Below are 19,591 nucleotides of genomic sequence, written 5' to 3'. Positions count from 1 at the left end.
GTAATAGAAATAGTAAATGAATGAAAGTTGATTTGAATTTAAGCATAAAGCAGATGGTGTTATTATTCTGTTTAATTTCGTTTTTCGCTTCTTGTCAAAATCAGAAAGTTGACAGTTATTTTGAAAACGAAATTAATCTAGAAGCTGGATTCCAAAACCCGCCAAACCAAGCCAAAGCAAGAACATGGTGGCATTGGATTAGTGGAAATGTTTCTAAACCTGGAATTACCAAAGATTTAGAAGCCATGAAAGCGGTTGGTATTCAAGAAGTTCAATTATTCAACGTGCATCTTGGTTTCCCGCAAGGCTCTATTAAATATTTAAGTGAGGAATGGCTTAATTTATTCAAGTTTTCTGCGGAAGAAGCAAAACGCCTGGGGCTAGAAATGGCATTCCACAATAGTGCAGGTTGGTCGTCTTCTGGAGGACCTTGGGTAACCGAAGAAAATGCGATGCAAACTGTAGTTTTTAGTGAACTTACAATTGAAGGCGGAAAAACGATTACAGAAAAATTACCAAGGCCAGAAACCAAATTCGATTACTACAAAGACATCGCAATTTTAGCATTTCCAAAACCAAAACAAACCATAAAAATTGATGGTTTAGACTTTAAAATGCTTTCCGAACGAGTTCGTAATCATTTACTGCCCGATACTAAAGGTGTTTCAAATGAGGCTATTATTTCAAAAAAAAACATTATAAATCTAACTTCAAAACTATCTGAAGATGGCGTTCTACATTGGGAAGTCCCTAAAGGCAGTTGGATAATTTTACGATTAGGACATACACCAATAGGCACAACCAATAGACCAGCACCTCCAGAAGCAAAAGGTTTGGAGGTAGATAAAATGAGCAAAAAAGCTTTAGATGCGTATTGGGAAACAGGTGTACAACCTATTATTGATAAGTTAGGCGATTTGGTAGGCACAACCGTTAACAATTGTTTAATTGATAGTTACGAGGTGGAAACTACCAATTGGACAACTGGTTTTGATTCGCAATTTAAAGATTTAAGAGGATATGATTTAACAACTTATTTACCAACTTTAGCAGGATATTATGTGGAAAGCGGAGAAGTTTCAGAACGATTCCTTTGGGATTTTAGAAGAACTATTGGCGACTTAATCACAGAGAATTATTACGGGCACTTTGCAGAATTATGCCATAAAAATAAATTAAAATTTTCGGTTGAACCTTATTGGGGCCCTTTTGATAATATGCAAGTAGGGGCAACCGGAGATATTGTAATGTGTGAATTTTGGAGTGGAGGCTATCCATTTTTCGATTCACCAAAATTTGTGTCTTCCATTGCACATTTAAATGGCAGTTCAATTGTAGGAGCCGAATCGTTTACAGGAATTGGAGGTTGGAATAAGCACCCAGCAAATCTAAAATCAATTGGAGATCGCGCTTGGGCAGAAGGTATTACACGATTTGTTTTTCATACCTATGTGCATCAACCTTGGGATGTGGCGCCAGGTTTAGCTTTAAGTTATCACGGTTTCGATTTTAACCGTTTAAACACTTGGTGGTCGCAAAGTAAAGGATATATGGATTATTTGGCACGTTCACAGTATTTATTACAACAAGGTAAAAACGTGGCCGACGTTTTAGTATTTACAGGAGAATCATCGCCAAATACAGGATTTATAAAACCCGAAATCAAAGCCATGGGTTTTGATTACGATTTGATTGGAGCAAATAAGTTAAAAGACTTAGCTGCTAAAAACGGAACAATATATTCATCCGTAGGTAATACGTATAACCTTTTGGTATTACCAGAATCAGACTTTATAAAACCTGAAACCTTAGAAAAAATAAAAGTATTGGTTGCTGGTGGCGCAAAAGTAATAGGTAAAAAACCGATGCAATCGCCAAGTTTAAGCAACTATCCTAATTGTGATAAAGAAGTTACAACTTTTGTTAATGAATTATGGTCAAAAGGATTGGTAAAAGAGATATCTATTGAAGAAGCTTTAAGTGATAAAACCCCCGATTTTAAAATTGAAAGTAGTGATAATTCAGATTTGAGTTTCATCCACAGAAAAACAGCAAATGCAGATATCTATTTTATAGCGAATGCTAGAAAAGAATCCAGAGAAATCACCGCACGTTTTCGAGTTTCTGGTAAGCAACCAGAGCTTTGGAATTCAGAAAAAGGCACTATAAAAGATTTGGTAGTTTTTAAAGAAAATGAAGATGGAACAACAACAGTTTCATTATCATTAGGTATGGAAGAATCGGTTTTTATCATCTTTAAAAAAACCGTGAAATCTAATCATTTATTAGAAGTTTCAGCAGAACTAGAATTCGCTCAAAAAGAACCGCTTTCTAATTTAGAAATTGTAAAAGCTGAATATGGTACATTTTTACAAGAGGGGTTAATTGATATTACTGATAAAGTAAATAAGGCAATTAAAAACGGAACATTAGATTTTAAAATGAATAGAGCTTTTTGCGATTGTGACCCAGCGATGGGATACAAAAAGAAGTTTCGCATGGAATATCAAATAGATTCTACTAAAAAGCAATTGTATGCCGAAGAACGAGAACATATAGCAATTGATTCAGAAGGAAAAGAACTTAAGGTGTTAAAAGCTGTTTTTGGAAAATTTAAAGCTGAAACGATTGGTATTCCCGAACATTATAAAACGTTTGATGTAACCGAAAAAATAAAAATTTTAATAGATTCTGGAACTTATAATATTTGGGTATCTAATCAATTAATTGATAATAAAATTGCAGAAGGCGATAAAGTTGTTTTAAAAATCAGGTATAAAACTGATGGTGAAGAACGCACAGTTTTTATTCCGAAAGGGCAATTTTTAAAATTGTCTAAAGATATAGCAAAACCAAAATTAGAATTTAAAAATGATACAATAAACTGGACAACACCTTATACAGGAACACTAAATTACACGATAGCATCAGGAAAAACAAAAATCGCAAAAGTGAAATCCGTTTCAAAACCAATGGAGTTATTTGGGGCTTGGGAAGTTTCTTTTCTACTAAATTCGGGAACTTCAAAAAAAGAAACGTTTCCTCATTTAATATCTTGGACAGATGCTAAAGGTGAAGCTATCCAACATTTTTCAGGAACAGCTTCTTACAAGAAAGATTTTATCTTGTTAGAAGAACACCTTCAATCAAATAAAAGCTTGACTTTAGATTTAGGGAGCGTATCTGTTATAGCAGAAGTTATCATAAACGGTAAAAATGCAGGTGTATTATGGAAAGCTCCTTTTAGAATGAAAATTGATGAATTTGTAAAAAAAGGAAAGAATACCTTAGAGGTTAAAGTAACCAATTTATGGTCAAATCGATTAATTGGCGATGAAAAATTGTCATTAGACTACTCAAGAAACGACAAACGTGCAAAACCGCTTCCAGATTGGTTATTAAATAAAACAGAGCGTCCATCAAAGAGAACAACGTTTGCCAGTTGGAATCATTATACTAAGAATGATGATTTGCAAATATCGGGTTTGTTAGGCCCTGTAAAACTTATATTTTTTGAAACTGTAAAATTAGAAAAGAATGATAAATAAATATTTAGTTATAAATTTTATTATTTGTTTTTGTTTGTTGGGTTGCGTAAATAAATCTAAAGAATACAAAACAATTGCAGAAGGAAGCGAAATGGTAGACTATTTTGCAGACAATGGCTTTGGTAATGCTGTAGCTATAGTACAGCATCCATCGGGAGTTTATCATAAAGGTGTTACTTATGTAGCTTACCAAGGCGAATTGGAAGATCCTTATGTGGCATCATATAATCATAACACAAAAGAATGGAAAGGACCATTTAAAGCAGGTGTTAGCGAAATGGGTAAAGACCCGAACCGTAAGAAAAAAATAGATAATCATGGTAAACCTGCTATTCTTATTGATGCTGCTGGCTATATTCATATTGCTTTTGGAGGGCACGGTGGAAGTCGAGAAGATGGTCATAATCCGTTAGGAAATCATCATTATGGGAAAAATTTACATGCCGTTTCTAAAAAGCCTTTAGATATTTCTGAATGGGAAACATTAGATAATATTTCAATATTTGGTACTTACAGCCAGTTTGTAAAAATGGATAATGGAGATATTTACATATTTTATCGCCATGGAGCGCATAGAAGCGATTGGGTATACCAAAAGTCGACTGATAATGGTAAAACATTTAAAGAACCAGTATCCTTTTTAAAACATAAAAGAAGAACAGAAATCGAAGCAGAAGATTCTTGGTATCCTTGGGTTTCTAAAGGCAATGGAGATGATATTATTGTTGCATTTGATTATCATATTTGCAGAGATAGAAATAATGCTCAAGATGCTCGTGGGCATATTCCAGAGCGTCACAACCTCTATTACATGGTTTTTGATACAAAGAAAGGAGCATGGAAAAATGTTAAAAATGAACCTTTAGAAATGCCTTTAACCAAGGAAATGGCAGACAAAAAAACCTTAATAAAAAAAATAGCTAATAATTGGACATTTCAGGGTGTTACAGATACAGACCCAAATGGAAATCCTCATGTTGCCGTAATGGTAGGGCCAGATATAGGAGCAAAAAGAAGTGGCTCTAAGCGCATACAACATTTTAGATGGGATGGGCAAGATTGGTTAAATGGCAACAATTCTAATGTTCCTAAAGGAGATGGAGATTTAGAAGTAAAGTCGACCACAGAAGTAAGTCTGTATTTAGAAAGTAAAACCAACACCAATGTTGGAGAAATAAGCAGATGGGATAGTTTTGATGGAGGTGTATCTTTTAAAAAAGGTAAAACTTTTTTACAACGAAAAAAATCTGGATTTATAATATCATCTCTTATTGATAATCCACATCCAGATGCTAGAATTATTGTTGGCGAAAAAATAAAAGGAACAGATTTTAGAAAAATGTATTTGTTAGGTGATAATGGTCCTATAGAAAGGTTAAAAAAAGAAAGTAAAATACTAAAAAAATACTAAAAAAATAATAATTAAAAATAAAAAAAATGAAATGTGTAGCTATTATGTTATTATCGTTTTGTCTATTTTTTTCTTGTGAAAATAAAGACAAAAGTCATAAAGCAGAAAAAAGTATACAGTTAAATTCTATAGAGCAATTACCAAATATAGTATTTATTCTTTCTGACGATCAATCTTGGACTGATTACGGTTTTATGGGAGACAAAAATATTGAAACTCCTCGTTTAGATCAATTTGCTTCAGAAAGTTTAACCTTTAAAAAATCTTATGTGCCAACACCTTTATGCTCGCCCTCTCTGGCAACAATTATAACTGGTTTATACCCTAAAGATCATGGTATATTAGGAAATGACAAGGTTTATGAACGTGTAGAAGACAATCGTAAAGCTAGTTTAAAAAACAGAGCAGAAGCCTATAAGCCTATAATTAAAGCTTTTGAAAAACAAACAACACTTCCAGATATACTAAAGGAAAAAGGGTATCTATCATTTCAAACTGGAAAATGGTGGCACGGTAACCACAAAATAGGTGGGTTTGATTATGGGATGACACACGGCAACCCAAAACGAGGTGGACGTCATGGCGATTATGGCCTAGAAATAGGAAGAAAAGGACTAGATACTATTAATAGTTATGTAGATTTAGCACTAAAAGAAAAGAAACCGTTTTTCTTATGGTATGCACCATTTTTACCGCACAGGCCCCATACACCACCACAACGATTATTGGATAAATATTTAAAGAAAACAGATTCTGAGTACCTTGCAAAGTATTGGGCAATGTGCGAGTGGTTCGATGAAACTTGTGGACAGCTGTTTGATATGTTTGAAGACAAAGGCTTAACAGAAAATACCTTATTCGTATATGTTTGCGATAATGGTTGGGCACAAGATCCTGGAAAAAGTGGGTATTTAAAACATTCTAAACGAGCCCCGTATAATATGGGTATTCGAACACCAATTATGTACAAATGGAAAGGGAAAATAACTCCTAAAATGGATAACAAAACCATAACGAGTAGTATAGATATGGTGCCAACAGTATTGGATATTTTAGGTATTAAAAAACCAGAAAATTTACCTGGAGTAAGTGTTTTAGATGAAGAAGCATTGACTGAACGTAAAGGAATTTTTGGAGAAGTATATGCACACGATTTTGATACCATAGAAAATAGTATGTATTATAATATGGCCATTTTTCCGCCATACAAAATTATTGTGCCAAACCCAGTAAGAAAGAAAGACGAGGTAATACAATTATTCAATATAGAAGAAGACCCGTTCGAGAAAAACAACATTGCAGTAAGCAATCCAGATATCGTAAAAGATTTACAAGAAAAAATAGCTTCGTTCAGAGCTGAATAATATAGCGTATTATGCAAAACACACAATTATTAGTATTACTTGCATTAGTTTTTATCTTTTCATGTAATAATGAAAAAAAGAAAGAAGTAGTATCTAAACCTAATATACTATTTATTGCCGTCGATGATTTAAATAATTGGATTAGTCCAATTGATAATTTTTCAAACGTAAAAACACCCAATTTTGATCGGTTGGCAAAAATGGGAGTTACCTTTACTAACGCACACGTACAAGCACCACTTTGTGGGCCATCAAGAGCATCAATTATGACAGGTTTACGCCCGTCAACTACAGGTATTTACGGTATGGCACCAGATAATGAAGTTCGTAGAGATGGTAACCCAGCAACAAAAGATATAACGTTTCTTCCTGAATATTTTGGAAATAACGGCTATCACACTATGGGAATAGGGAAGTTGTTTCATATTCATGCACCTGATAGCGTATTTCATGAATCTGGTGGACGTGTAAAAGGCTTTGGCCCTTATCCTAAAAAACGTTTTGTTTGGAATGGGTTTGGAAAAGGTATTCGAGGAACTCATGGTAGAACCAGTACAGATTGGGGAGCGTTTCCAGAGCAAGATTCATTAATGCCAGACCATCAATCTGTAAATTGGGTTGCTGAAAGATTGCAAAAAGATTATAACAAGCCATTTTTTATGGGTCTTGGTTTTTTACGTGTACATGTGCCATTATATGTACCACAAAAATGGTTCGATTTATATCCGTTAGAATCCATTGAAACACCACCTTATAAGGCTGATGATTTAAATGATATTCCACCTGTTGGAATGAAAATTAACGATTTACCAATGATGCCATCTACAGAATGGGCTAAAGAAAGTGGCGAGTGGAAAAAAATTATACAAGCATATTTAGCTTGTATGAGTTATGTAGATTATGAGTTAGGTCGTGTTTTAGATGCTTTAGAGAATAGTAAATATGCAGATAATACGGTTATTGTTCTATGGTCAGACCATGGTTATCGATTAGGAGAAAAAGGAACTTTTGCAAAACATGCCCTTTGGGAAACTGCTACAAAAGCACCATTAATGTTTGCTGCGCCTAACTTACCAAAAGGAAAAAAAATTAATGCACCTGTAGAGATGCTCTCTATTTACCCAACACTTTTGGAATTAAGTGGTCTTCCTACTTATGAAAGAAATGAAGGAAATAGCTTGGTTGCTATGATGCAGAATAATGAAGGTCTTAAACAAGCTAGAGCTATCACGACTTTTGGAATGAATAATCATGCCATTAAGATGGATAATTATAGGTATATTCTATATGAGGATGGTAAAGAAGAATTGTACGATCATACTAAAGACCCAAATGAATGGACTAACATTGCTGGCAAACCAGAAAATAAAGACAAAATAGAAGAATTAAAAAAACTATTACCCACAAAAAATGCCAAGTGGGATGAAAAATCAAAATATACATTTCAACCTTATTTTGTTGAGCAAAAAGCGAGAACTAGTGGTGAAAATTAAATAGATTTTCCTTAAATTATATAAATGTTATTGAGAATATTGAATAAGGTTTACTGCTTGAAAAGTACGGTTTACTAAATATGACTTTAAAGATAATATGTGGATTATTAGTTTCGATAAATTATATTAATATTTTATAAAGTAGCCTATTATTAAAAATTGAGAGCCCAAATTTAAAATTCAATTTTAACTGGATAGTTATAGCGTTAACAATTGGTTGTTATAATCATCTAGCTGCTTAAAATAAAGTAACCAGTACATCTTTAAAAAGGCTAAAGCATTTAGCAAATGAGTTAAGAGAAAAATGGGGCAATTATTTTTTAAGTTTTAAGGAATAAAATAGTTAGAATAACCAAAATAAAAATGATAAAAAAAGTACTAGTTTTATTAATTATAATGGCAAATTTAAGTTGTAAAAAAAATACAACCACTACAACCACTACAACATTGCTATTTATAGGCAGTTTTACCAATAAGGAGCCAGGAGCTGGTATACACGTTTTTGCGTTTAATAATGAAACGGGTAAAAGTACCTTGAAATATACCGTGGATAATGTAACCAACACCTCTTTCATAAAACTGTCGCCAAAAGGTAAGTATCTGTATTCGGTAGTTGAGAGCCAGATGAAACATCATGGAAAGGTGGCTGCTTTTAAAATTGATTCAATAAACCATAAATTGAATTTTATTAATCAACAAGATTGTGGAGGAAGAAATCCAGTACACATTGAAGTTGATAAAACAGGAACACTTTTGCTTAATTCAAACTATACCGATGCCAGTTTAAGTATTTTTAATATCAACAAGGACGGAAGCCTTAACCCATATAGTCAACTTTTAAAATTTAAAGATAGTAGCATTATTGCTAGCCGACAAAAGGAAGCGCATATTCATTCTTCCAATACATCTCCAGATAATCAATATGTATTTGCCCAAGATTTAGGTGCAGATAAGATAAGAGGGTTTAAAATGGGGTTGGATAATAAAAAAAAGATACTTCAGAATGAAATTCAAAACAAAATGAGACCTGGTAGCGGCCCACGCCATTTTACATTTCATCCAAATGGAAAATTTGGTTATAGTATTGCTGAATTAAGTGGGAAAGTGACTGTTTTTAAATATATAAATGGCCAGTTAAAGTTTGTTGAAGATTATCAATCTTATAAACAGAATCAAGATATTTATAGGGCGGCAGATATTCATATTTCACCTGACGGAAAGTTTTTATATGCATCAAACCGCGGACCAAAAGAAGATAGTATTTCAATCTTTTCTATTAATTTAAAAAACGGGAAACTTGAGTTAGTTGGTCATGAACCAACTTATGGTAAGCATCCTAGAAATTTTGTAATTAGCCCCGATGGAAAGTTTTTATTAGTAGCTAATCTGCATTCAAATAACATTATTGTTTTTCGTCGTAATATGATAACAGGTAAACTTTACAAGCTACCACAGGAAATAACAGTAAACAGCCCTTCAAGTTTGCAAATTAAAGCTTATAAATTTTAAAGCGACTCTCTTTCTATTAGGTTAAAGGGTACCTTAAATGCACCTTTTTTATTATTCAAAATCATATCAGCCGTGGTTTCGGCCATTATTTTAAAATCAGTAGATATTACAGTAATACCTAATAATTCTTTAAGTGGTGTATCGTTATAAGAAATAATACCAATATCTGCTCCTAGTTTATACTCATCTTCCCTTACTTGTTTTACTAAACTTACCAAGTCTGCTTCTTCTATTGTAATAAATAAATCGCCTTTTTTTAAAATCATGTCATCATATATTTTATTTAATACTTCGAAGTCTAGTTTGTGCTCTACACAAAATTTTCTAAAACCGTGTAAAATTCTTCTAGGGTAAGGGTATACTGCTTTTTCAGGGTAAATAAGCATGATTTTTTCGTATTTCTCTATTTTTGGTAGCCCTTCTGTAAGTGCAGAATAAATATCGTTTTCAAAATCTTGGAAAACTTCAACTACACCCTGTCTAATGTTTGGTTTACTATTGTCTAAAAGTACCAATTTCTCATTTGGTATCTTTTCTAAAGATTTTAAAACATTATCCGTAAAACTAACATGTTTTAAATCAGCAGTTTTAAAATGTGGCATGATAACAAAATAATCATAAGCAGATTTATTTTTGTCTAATAGATTTAGAAATAAAGTTTCGTCACAGTGATATATGTGTAAATCTGTATGAGAATTAGCACCAATAGCGTCTATAAAATGATTATAAGTTCTAAGTTTATATGAGCTTAATTTATTTATTAAAAATAAAATATTTACTTTAGATATTAATTTTGTTCTAGATATATAGTAACCTTTGCCGCGAATGGAAGTAATAATATTTCGTTCTTTTAAAATACTATAAGCTTTTTCTACCGTATCTCTGGACAAATAAAACTCTTCGCTAAACATATTTATAGAAGGTATTTTTTGATCCATTACTAAATTACCCGAAGATATATTTTCAATGATAGAATCTATGATTTGTTGGTATTTAGGAACTCTAGATTTTTCATTAATATTTATATATTTTATAAGATCCATTCTAAATAAAATTTTATTTCTGAAAAGTAAAACTTTTTATTGGAAAAACTTAAATAATAAACCTATTTATTAGATTTTAAAGACGTATTAAAGTAGATTACTTTTCTTTTATTAATGATTTATATAGAATCTCTATCTATAAAATAAAAGGGAACTTTATATTTTCCTTTTTCATTATTTAAAATCATTTGGGCTGTTTTTGCTCCCATTTTTTTAAAATCCGTTGTTATTACGGTAATACCAAGTAATGCTTTTAATGGTGTGTCGTTATAAGAAATAACGCCTATTTCTTTTCCTAAAACTAATTCGTTTTCAGATATTTGTTCCATTAAGTTTATTAAATCATCTTCATCAATGGTAATAAATAAGTCTCCTTTTAAAAGTACCATGTCATCATAAATTTTGTCAAAAATATCATAGTCTAGTTTATGTTCAGAGCAAAACTTAATAAACCCTTTCTTAATTGATTTTGGGTAAGGAGAAACCCCTTTGTTGGGATATACAAGAATTATTTTTTTATGTTTTTTAATCTTATTAATACCAAGGCTTAAAGCGTTATAAATATCTTTTTCGTAATCTTCATAAACTGTAATAATATTGTTTTGTATAGAGGCTTTTATATTATCAATAATTACTAATTTATCTTTTGGTATTTTATTTAGCGCATAAGTTATTGCATTAGTTGTATTGCAATGTTCAGATTCTTTAGTTTTAAAATGAGGCATAACTATGTAATAATCATAATTTTTTTTCTGCTTCTTTAAATGATTTAAAAATAAAGTTTCGTTGCAATGATAAATATAAAGCTCTGTATTTGTATGTGTTCCAATATTGGTTAGAAAAGAATTATAAATTTCCATTTTATACCAACTTAATTTATTAATTAAAAATAATATTTTTAAATTTTTATTAATGTTGTTTTTCGAAACATAAAAGCCATTACTACTTATAAAATTTATTATATTTCTGTCTTTTAGAATGTTGTAAGCTTTTTCGATAGTCTCTCTAGGTAGAGATAATTCTAAGCTAAGCCTATTTATTGAAAGGATTTTTTGATTTGCTTTTAAATTTCCAATGGAAACATTATGTGTAATCGAGTTTACAATTTGTTGATAATTTGGTACTCTAGATTTATTATCAATTTTTAATAATTTATTTATCTCCATGGTTTATTTTATAGATTAAAAAAATAACTATATGTAAATGTTTTGTTTACAGGTAGTTAGTTTTAGCTATAAAGCTTTCTTAGAAACCTTGTTCTTTGTATATTAATGTTTCTTAAACATGCCTAGTCTTGTTTTTTTTTCTTCTTGATTAATAGAATTTATTAATTGTTAAAGTTTACTAGAAAAATATTTAAAAACTCGATAATTGCCAGTTTATAGACTCATTACATAGAAAGTTATTATAATCACTTTAAAAACTAAATATCAAATTTAAAATTTTAAATATGTAAAGTATCCTGTATTGTCCTGATATTAATTATTATAACTTATCCTATAAGGTTATTTAATATCTTATACATACTATATAGATGTTGTATCTATAATTTGTTAACCATTAGAATTGTATTGTTATCATAACTTATATAGTAGAGTTATTTACAAAAAGGGAGTGGCTGATAATTATAATTAAATATTTTTTTGTGTGTATTTGGTTCAATTATTTTTTTTTATAAAGAAATAATATGAATTACGGTACAGTACAGGATACAAAAGTTTTTTTTGAAATATATTTTTGAAGTAATTATTTATCTTAAATTATAAGCATGGAACAAATTACGAAAAGTTTTAAATACGTTGATTATTTGTGGGACGAAAAAAAAGCATCAACATTTGGCGATAACCAAGTCGATTTATTTTTATACCGTTCTAATATTTTAGGAGCCGATTTAAGAATCACAAATTATGGAGGTGGTAACACCAGTTGTAGAACTATAGAAAAAGATCCACTTACAAATGAAGAAGTTGAAGTTATGTGGATAAAAGGTTCGGGAGGCGATATAGGAACTTTAAATAGAAGTGGTATTGCAGGAATTTATACAAAAAGGTTACGCGACCTAAAAAGTGTTTACAAAGGAATAGAAGATGAAGATAGAATGGTTGGCTTATTTAACCACTGTATTTATGATTTAGATAGTAAAGCACCATCTATTGATACACCACTTCATGGTTTGTTACCTTTTGCTCATATAGACCATTTGCATCCAGATGCTTTAATTGCAGTTGCTGCAGCAAAAGATAGCCAGAAGGTAACCAAAGAAATTTGGGGAGATACAATGGGATGGGTGCCTTGGCAACGTCCAGGTTTCGATTTAGGTTTACAAATAGAAAAATGTTTGGCAGATAACCCTGGTATACGTGGAATCGTTTTAGGCTCTCATGGCTTATTTACTTGGGGAGATACTTCTTATGAATGTTATATGAATAGTTTAGAGGTTATTGAAATGGCTTCTGAGTTTATTGATAAAAAAATAAAAGAAAAAGGAAGTGTATTTGGAGGCCAGAAAATTGAAAGCTTACCAAAAGAAGAACGCTTAGAAAAAGCAGCTCAAATTATGCCTTTGTTAAGAGGGTTATGTTCGTCGGAAAACAGAATGATAGGTCATTTTTCTGATACTGATGTGGTAATGGAGTACATTAATAGTAATGATTTAGAACGATTGGCGCCTATGGGAACTTCTTGTCCAGATCATTTTTTAAGAACAAAAATCCAGCCATTAGTTTTAAAACTAGATAAAAATGAAGATTTATCTGATGTAGATGCTATTTTCAATAAATTAGAGCCAGCTTTTGAAGCTTACAGGCAAGAATATGCAGATTACTATAATACCTGTAAAAAAGATAATAGTCCGGCAATGCGTGATGCTAACCCAGTAATTATTATTTATCCTGGAGTTGGTATGTTTAGTTTTGCTAAAAATAAGCAAACTACACGTGTAGCAAATGAGTTTTATATCAACGCTATAAATGTAATGCGTGGAGCAGAAGCTATTACAGAATACACATCTTTACCACGACAAGAAGCATTTGATATAGAATACTGGTTACTAGAAGAAGCAAAGTTACAACGTATGCCAAAAGAGCAACCATTATCTCGTAAAGTAGCTTTAATTACTGGAGCAGGAGGTGGAATAGGTAAAGCTATTGCAGATAAATTAGCGGCAGAAGGTGCTAATGTTGTATTAACAGACATTAATGAAGAAAGCTTAAAAGAAGCACACGCTACCTATAAAAGAGATGTGTCTGCCTACGCTATATGCGATGTTACCAAAACAGAATCTATAGCTAGTGCTTATAAAAAAGCATGTATTGAATTTGGAGGCGTAGATATTGTGGTACATAGTGCTGGATTAGCAATTTCTAAACCTTTATTAGAAACAACAGATAAAGATTGGAATATCCTTCAAGGTATTTTAGTAAAAGGACAGTTTGATTTGGCAAAACAATTTTCGGCCATAACACGTAAACAAGGGCTTGGTGGAGATTATATTGCCATAGCAAGTAAAAATGGTTTGGTTGCAGGGCCAAATAATGTAGCTTATGGTACAGCAAAAGCAGCGCAACAACATATGGTACGTTTATTAGCTGCAGAATTAGCAAAAGACAAAGTAAGAGTAAATACAGTAAACCCTGATGGTGTAATTGTTGGTAGTAAAATATGGGAAGGAGCATGGGCCGAAGGTCGTGCAAAAGCAAACGGAATTACCGTAGAAGAACTACCTGCATTTTATGCAAAAAGAAATTTGTTGAATGAAATTATAACCCCAGATGATATTGCAAATGGCGTATTTTCTTTAGTAGGAATACTTGATAAATCTACAGGAAACATTATTAATGTTGATGGTGGAATGGCAAATGCATTTGTAAGATAAAATAAGAATATAGTTAGTTGTTTAGTTTAGTTATAAAAACTTCCATAAACTCTAATTGAGGCTATGGGAGTTTTTTTAGAAGTTAAAAGAGATGAAAATACAAGAAGAACAAATTTTAGATTACAATAAAGGCAGTTTAGAAAATCATAAAGAAAATTTTGATTTTTTAGCAGGTAAATTAACAAAAAACGGGCATGATGTAAACAATATTGTTTCTAAGTTAGCAGCATTCCAAGTTGCTATACCAAGCTGGGCATTAGGAGCAGGAGGTACCCGTTTTGGGCGCTTTTCTTTTTATGGAGAACCTTCAAGCTTAGAGCAAAAAATTCAAGATATAGGTGTTTTGCATAGCTTAACACAAACAGCAGGCGCTGTGTCATTACATATACCATGGGATATTCCATCAGACTATAATGCTATAAAAGAACAAGCTAATGCTTTAAATATAAAATTTGATTCTGTAAATTCTAATACCTTTCAAGACCAAAAAAATGCCTCAGAAAGTTATAAGTACGGTTCTTTAAGCAATACAAGTAAAGCTGTTAGAGACCAAGCTATTCAACATAATTTAGATGTTATTAATATAGGTAATAAGCTAGGATCTAAAAGTTTAACAGTATGGTTGGCAGATGGTTCTTGTTTCCCAGGACAAAATAATTTTCAGACCGCTTTTCAAAACACACAAAACAGTCTTATAGATATTTACAAAGGCCTACCAGATGATTGGTCTTTATTAATTGAATATAAACCTTATGAGCCAAACTTTTACAGTACGGTTATACAAGATTGGGGAGCATCTTTAATGTTAGCTAATGGTTGCGGAGATAAAGCCTACACATTAGTTGATTTAGGGCATCATTTACCAAACAGTAATATAGAACAAATTGTTTCTATCTTACAATTAAAAGGTAAATTAGGAGGTTTTCACTTTAACGATAGTAAATATGGTGATGACGATTTAACTGTTGGAAGTATAAAACCATATGCACTATTTTTAATTTTCAATGAACTAGTTTACGGTATGCAAAATAATCCGCAAAATCCTGATTTAGCATGGATGATTGATGCGAGTCATAACGTTAAAGATCCTTTAGAAGATTTAATCCAATCATTAGAAGCCATACAAGAAGCCTATGCCAAAGCATTATTAATAGACCAAGCAGCATTAAAAGCAGCTCAATTGGATAATGATGTGGTTAAGTGTCAAGAAATTTTACAAGGAGCTTACAGAACAGATGTAAGACCATTACTTGAAAAAGCACGTTTAAACACAGGAGGCGCAATAAGCCCAATTAATGCATATAGAGCATTAGATGTTAGAGGTAATCTTATTAAAGAAAGAGGTAAACATACTGTAGCAACAGGACTTTAATTATTAAAAAATGAAAAAGGTAACAGCCGTTTTTGATATTGGAAAAACAAATAAAAAGTTTTTTTTATTCGATAAGGATTTTAAGGAAGTCCATAAAGAATATATTTCTTTTGATGAGATTCAGGATGAAGACGGGCACCCAACCGAAAACCTTCCCGAATTGCAAAAATGGTTAAAAGCCGTATTTAATAAAATTATTGAAACCAAGGAGTTTGATGTTAAAGCCATTAACTTCTCAACTTATGGAGCTAGCTTTGTACATATTGATGAAAACGGTAATCCGTTAACACCGCTTTATAATTACACCAAGCCGTTACCAGAAAACATAATTGCCGATTTTTTTGAAGAATATGGGCCAAAGGAAGAGTTTTTAAAAAACACAGGATGTGCAGACTTAAGTATGTTAAATTCTGGTTTGCAATTGTATTGGTTAAAAAAAGAAAAGCCAGAAGTTTTTAAAAACATTAAATATTCTTTGCATTTACCACAATACCTTAGCTACATATTTACTAGTATTCCACTAAGCGAATATACTAGTATAGGTTGCCATACAGCTCTATGGGATTTTGGTAAAAAAGATTACCATAATTGGGTTTATAAAGAAGGAATCGATAAAATTTTGCCACCAATAGTTTCAACAGAAACTAGTATTAATATGAATTATAACGGTAATCGTATTAAAATAGGTGTCGGAATTCATGATAGTTCTGCAGCTCTATTACCTTATGTAAGAAGTATTAAAAAAAAGTTTGTACTCATTTCTACAGGAACATGGAGTATAGCGTTTAATCCATTTACAGAAAAACCAATTTCTGAAGATACAGAAGATAGAGATGCAATTAATTACATGCGCATTAATGGTAAACCTGTAAAAGCATCACGTTTATTTTTAGGTAATGAATATAAATTGCAAGTTGAAAAATTAAATGCTCATTTTAGGGTTGATAACGATTATCATCGTAATGTAAAGTTTAACTATGATACCTATTTTGAAATTATAAAAGATTTTAAACATTGTTATAAGTGGGAAGGTCTTGCAGACGAGAATATGCCAGAAAAAACCCAAATACCATATCATAAATACGAACATGCCTACCATCAATTAATGACAGAGTTGGTGTTACTTCAAATAAAATGCATTAAAAAAGCCATTGGAGACGATAACATTTCAAGACTCTATGTAGATGGAGGTTTTAGTGACAATGATTTGTATATAAAATTGCTGTCACATTATTTTAGAGATAAAAAGTTAAGAACAACTAATGCATCATTAGGTTCTGCATTAGGTGCTGCAATTTCTATTTCAGACACCAAATTAAACTCTAAATTCTTAAAAAAGAATTACGCATTAAAAAAGCATGTACCATTTATTATAAGTGGATAAGTTTTGTTAAAAAATAACAAAATCATATAAAATTAATTTACAAACACCCCATAATCAAATTATTAAAGAATGTCTAAAAACATTAATTTAATCCATCCAAGAGAACAAATAACAACTATAATAAGTAGAATTTATAAAAGAGGCATGACTACAACATCAGGTGGGAATATCTCAATTATTGATGGTCAAGGCAATATATGGGTAACTCCATCAGCAATAGATAAAGGTTCTTTAAGAGCCTCAGATATTGTATGTGTAAAAAAAGACGGAACTGTTATAGGGAAACATAAACCTTCTTCAGAATTTCCATTCCACAAAGCCATTTATGAATCTAGACCAGATATTAAATCTGTAATTCATGCACACCCTCCAGCGTTAGTATCGTTTAGTATTGTTCGTAAAATTCCAAACACCAATATTATATCTCAAGCAAAACATATTTGTGGCCCCATAGGATATGCAAAATATAGACTTCCTGGTAGTGAAGATTTAGGTGATGTAATTGCAGATGAATTTAAAAAAGGATATAAAGCCGTTATAATGGAAAATCACGGCACCGTTATAGGAGGAAGCAATTTAACAGATGCTTATGAGCGTTTTGAAGCTTTAGAATTTTGTGCAAACACTATTTTATATGGATCTCAAATAGGTAAACCTAAATATTTAACTGATAACCAGATTGATGAATTTGAATCGCAAGCAACAGGAGTTCTTCCAGAAATGGAAAAAACCAGTTATACATCTGACGAAGTAGAAAAAAGACTAGAAATATGTAAAATTGTGCAACGTTCTTGCGAGCAGGGATTAATGATAGGGTCTTATGGTACTGTATCCATGCGATGGAAAGATAACGATTTTTTAATTACACCAACAGGAGCTAATAGATGGGATTTAGATATAGAAGATATTGTTCAAATAAAAGGAGGCAAACGAGAAAAAGGTAAGAAGCCAAGCAGAGCTACTTGGATTCATCAGGAAATTTACAATAAAAACCCTAATGTTAATTCAATTATAATGACCCAATCCCCATACCTAATGGCTTTTGGAGTTACGGGTTGCCATTTAAATGTAAGAACAATACCGGAAAGCTGGATTTTTCTACAAGATATAAATATATTAAAATATGGAGATCATTTTAGAAAAAACCGCAATTCAGAAATGGTAGAAAATTGTGCAACAGCTTTAATTATAGAAAACGACTCTGTTATTATAACTGGAGATAAATTGCTTCAAACTTTTGATTATCTTGAAGTTGCTGAATTTAGTGCAAAATCAATTGTACTTGGGCATTCGCTTGGTGAAATGGTACCTATTAACGATGAACAAGTAGAAGATTTAAGGAAAAAATTTTTAGCTTAAAAATGAAATGTTATGGAAATAAAAATAGATACTCGTTATCCCTCTATTGATGATTTAAGACATAGAGCAAAACAAAAAATACCTAAATTCGCATTTGAGTACTTAGATGGTGGGTGCAACGAGGACGTTAATTTAATTAGAAATACATCCGAATTAAGAGAAGTACAGCTTAAACCCAATTATTTACGCAATCACAATGGCTCATCCTTAAAAACCAATTTGTTTGGTGTTGAATATGATGCCCCTTTTGGAGTAGCTCCAGTAGGTTTACAAGGTTTAATGTGGCCCAACTCACCAGAAATACTAGCAAAAGCAGCTTTCGAGCATAATATTCCTTTTATTTTAAGTACTGTTACTACCACTAGTATAGAAAGAGCCGCAGAATTAACAGAAGGTAAAGCCTGGTTTCAATTATATCATCCTACAGAAAATAAATTAAGAGACGATATTATAAATAGAGCAGCAGTAGCCGAATGTCCTGTTCTAGTAATTTTATGTGATGTGCCTACTTTTGGGTTCAGACCTAGAGATATTAGAAATGGATTAGCAATGCCTCCAAAAATGAATTTAAAAAATATTTTAGAAGGTTTTACTCATCCACATTGGAGTTTACAAACTTTAAAACACGGAATACCAAATTTTGCCACGTTAAAACCTTATATGCCTAAAAATTTAGACTTAAAACAATTAGGTAAATTTATGGACCAAACTTTTTCTGGAAGATTAAACGAGGAAAAAATTAAGCCCATTAGAGATATGTGGAAAGGTAAGCTAGTTTTAAAAGGCGTAGCTTCAGAATATGATGCCGAACAAGCTATTAAATTAGGACTAGACGGTATTATTGTTTCTAACCATGGTGGTCGTCAGTTAGATGCTGGTCAATCTACAATTAAACCACTTGCCACTTTAGCTGAAAAATATGGAGACCAAATAGAGGTTATGATGGATAGTGGAGTTCGCTCTGGTCCAGATGTCGCTAGAGCATTAGCTTCTGGAGCTAAGTTTACTTTTATGGGGCGTTCTTTTATGTATGGAGTATCTGCATTAGGTAAAAAAGGCGGCAACCATACCATATCATTATTAAAGACAGAACTACAGCAGGTTATGGAACAATTGTGTTGCGAAAAAACATCACATTTTCCAAATCATTTAATTAAATAAATTTCTCTAATTAGAGATTAATTTCAAAAATCTAATTAAGGATGGTTTTATTAACAACCATACTTTATAATTT

The 19,591-nt window shown here is 31.7% G+C and carries 12 protein-coding genes; 10 read left to right on the top strand and 2 right to left on the bottom strand.

The annotated features are described in order from the left end of the window. Positions 1 to 20: 20 nt before the first annotated feature. The 5 genes from ACNG5D_RS09650 (at position 21) to ACNG5D_RS09630 (ending at position 9,325) form a co-directional block, all read left to right on the top strand. Entirely contained in the window at positions 21 to 3,548 is a 3,528-nt protein-coding gene (locus tag ACNG5D_RS09650; protein ID WP_418183307.1) for a glycosyl hydrolase, read from the top strand. Further along, positions 3,538 to 4,959 (top strand): BNR-4 repeat-containing protein, encoded by a 1,422-nt coding sequence (locus ACNG5D_RS09645; RefSeq protein WP_418183306.1) that lies wholly within the window; start codon positions 3,538 to 3,540, stop codon positions 4,957 to 4,959. The genes ACNG5D_RS09650 and ACNG5D_RS09645 overlap by 11 nt, the downstream gene beginning before the upstream one ends. A gap of 26 nt (positions 4,960 to 4,985) precedes the next feature. Next, entirely contained in the window at positions 4,986 to 6,323 is a 1,338-nt protein-coding gene (locus ACNG5D_RS09640) for a sulfatase-like hydrolase/transferase (protein ID WP_418183305.1), read from the top strand. Positions 6,324 to 6,334: 11 nt separating this feature from the next. Further along, complete coding sequence (locus ACNG5D_RS09635; RefSeq protein WP_418183304.1) at positions 6,335 to 7,816, top strand: sulfatase; 1,482 nt, start codon at positions 6,335 to 6,337, stop codon at positions 7,814 to 7,816. A 363-nt stretch (positions 7,817 to 8,179) separates the two neighbouring features. Further along, the gene (locus tag ACNG5D_RS09630) at positions 8,180 to 9,325 is read left to right on the top strand and encodes a lactonase family protein (RefSeq protein WP_418183303.1); all 1,146 of its coding nucleotides are present in this window, start codon (positions 8,180 to 8,182) and stop codon (positions 9,323 to 9,325) included. Here ACNG5D_RS09630 and ACNG5D_RS09625 read toward each other — a convergent pair. After that, positions 9,322 to 10,368 carry a GntR family transcriptional regulator gene (locus ACNG5D_RS09625; RefSeq protein ID WP_418183302.1) on the bottom strand — a complete coding sequence of 349 codons (1,047 nt, stop codon included), beginning with the start codon at positions 10,366 to 10,368 and terminating at the stop codon, positions 9,322 to 9,324. The two genes, ACNG5D_RS09630 and ACNG5D_RS09625, sit on opposite strands and share 4 nt — an antisense overlap. A gap of 119 nt (positions 10,369 to 10,487) precedes the next feature. Then, on the bottom strand, positions 10,488 to 11,534 hold the full coding sequence (locus tag ACNG5D_RS09620) for a substrate-binding domain-containing protein (protein WP_418183301.1): 1,047 nt from the start codon (positions 11,532 to 11,534) through the stop codon (positions 10,488 to 10,490). Positions 11,535 to 12,136: 602 nt separating this feature from the next. Here ACNG5D_RS09620 and ACNG5D_RS09615 point away from each other — a divergent pair. The 5 genes from ACNG5D_RS09615 to ACNG5D_RS09595 all read left to right on the top strand — a co-directional run bounded on the left by ACNG5D_RS09615 (position 12,137) and on the right by ACNG5D_RS09595 (position 19,518). After that, positions 12,137 to 14,242, top strand: coding sequence for a bifunctional aldolase/short-chain dehydrogenase (locus tag ACNG5D_RS09615; RefSeq protein WP_418183300.1), 2,106 nt, complete (start codon positions 12,137 to 12,139; stop codon positions 14,240 to 14,242). Between the two features lie 91 nt (positions 14,243 to 14,333). Beyond that, complete coding sequence (locus tag ACNG5D_RS09610) at positions 14,334 to 15,614, top strand: sugar isomerase (RefSeq protein WP_418183299.1); 1,281 nt, start codon at positions 14,334 to 14,336, stop codon at positions 15,612 to 15,614. 10 nt (positions 15,615 to 15,624) lie between these two features. Further along, the gene (locus tag ACNG5D_RS09605; protein WP_418183298.1) at positions 15,625 to 16,998 is read left to right on the top strand and encodes an FGGY-family carbohydrate kinase; all 1,374 of its coding nucleotides are present in this window, start codon (positions 15,625 to 15,627) and stop codon (positions 16,996 to 16,998) included. 69 nt (positions 16,999 to 17,067) lie between these two features. Next, a complete protein-coding gene (locus ACNG5D_RS09600; protein ID WP_418183297.1) occupies positions 17,068 to 18,357 on the top strand; it encodes a class II aldolase/adducin family protein in 1,290 nt (429 codons plus the stop codon). Positions 18,358 to 18,369: 12 nt separating this feature from the next. After that, complete coding sequence (locus ACNG5D_RS09595) at positions 18,370 to 19,518, top strand: alpha-hydroxy acid oxidase (protein WP_418183296.1); 1,149 nt, start codon at positions 18,370 to 18,372, stop codon at positions 19,516 to 19,518. Positions 19,519 to 19,591: the final 73 nt, after the last annotated feature.

Source organism: Algibacter ulvanivorans (assembly GCF_048381495.1).
In the GTDB taxonomy this organism is placed as follows: domain Bacteria; phylum Bacteroidota; class Bacteroidia; order Flavobacteriales; family Flavobacteriaceae; genus Algibacter_B; species Algibacter_B ulvanivorans.
This window is presented reverse-complemented; position numbering and strand designations above follow the sequence as displayed.